Raw genomic sequence first — 1021 nt, 5'->3', positions numbered from 1 at the left:
ATCACCCAGCAGTACGTGAAGAACTACTACCTCCAGCAGGAGCAGACCGTCACCCGCAAGGTGAAGGAGTTCTTCATCGCGATCAAACTGGACCGCGAGCAGAGCAAGGACGAGATCCTCGAGGGCTACCTCAACACCAGCTACTTCGGCCGCAACGCCTACGGCATCCAGGCCGCCGCCCAGGCCTACTACGGCATGGACGCCCAGGACCTCGACGCCGCCCGCGCCGCCTACCTCGCCGCCCTGGTCAACGCCCCCAGCCAGTACGACGTCGTCACCCACCCGGAGAACCGCCCCGCCGCCGAGGCCCGCTGGAACTACGTCCTGGACGGCATGGTCGAGAAGGGCTGGCTGGACCCGGCCGAGCGCGCCGGCCTGACGTTCCCCGCCCCCAAGGAGAGCACCAACTCCACCGGCCTGTCCGGCCAGCGCGGCTACATCGTGCGGATCATGAAGGACCACCTCATCCAGAACAGGATCGTGGGCGAGGAGGAACTCGACGCGGGCGGCTACCGCATCACCACCACCCTGCAGAAGGACAAGCAGAACGCCTTCGTCGACGCCGTCAACGACAACCTGATCGACCGGCTCGACCAGAAGCAGCGCAAGGTCGACACGTACGTCCGCGCGGGCGGCACCGCCGTCGAACCGAAGACCGGCAAGGTCCGCGCCATGTACAACGGCATCGACTACGTCCAGCAGTACACCCCCAACGCCACCCGCCGGGACTACCAAGTCGGCTCCATCTTCAAGCCGTTCGTGTTCGCCGCCGCCGTCGAGAACGGGTCCACCACCCAGGACGGCCTCCCCATCACCCCCAACACCGTCTACGACGGCACCAACAAGCGCCCCGTCGAGGGCTGGCCCGGCGGCCTCTACGACCCCGCCAACGAGGACGACCGCTCCTACGGCGACATCACCGTCCGCGAGGCCACCGACAAGTCCGTCAACGCCGTCTACGCCCAGATGGCGGTCTGCTGGACCTCTTCGGCGCCGACGTCGACCGCCATCTGGGCGTAGA

General features: G+C 67.1%; 1 pseudogene. It reads left to right on the top strand.

The window, feature by feature from the left end:
* Positions 1-975: pseudogene (locus AOK18_RS20765) on the top strand (transglycosylase domain-containing protein); the annotation flags it as partial.
* Positions 976-1021 lie beyond the last annotated feature (46 nt).

It is taken from the genome of Streptomyces prasinopilosus, from assembly GCF_001419695.1.
In the GTDB taxonomy this organism is placed as follows: Bacteria; Actinomycetota; Actinomycetes; order Streptomycetales; family Streptomycetaceae; genus Streptomyces; species Streptomyces prasinopilosus.
Note: the sequence above shows the minus strand (reverse complement) of the source record. Positions and strands in the feature narration are given on the sequence as shown.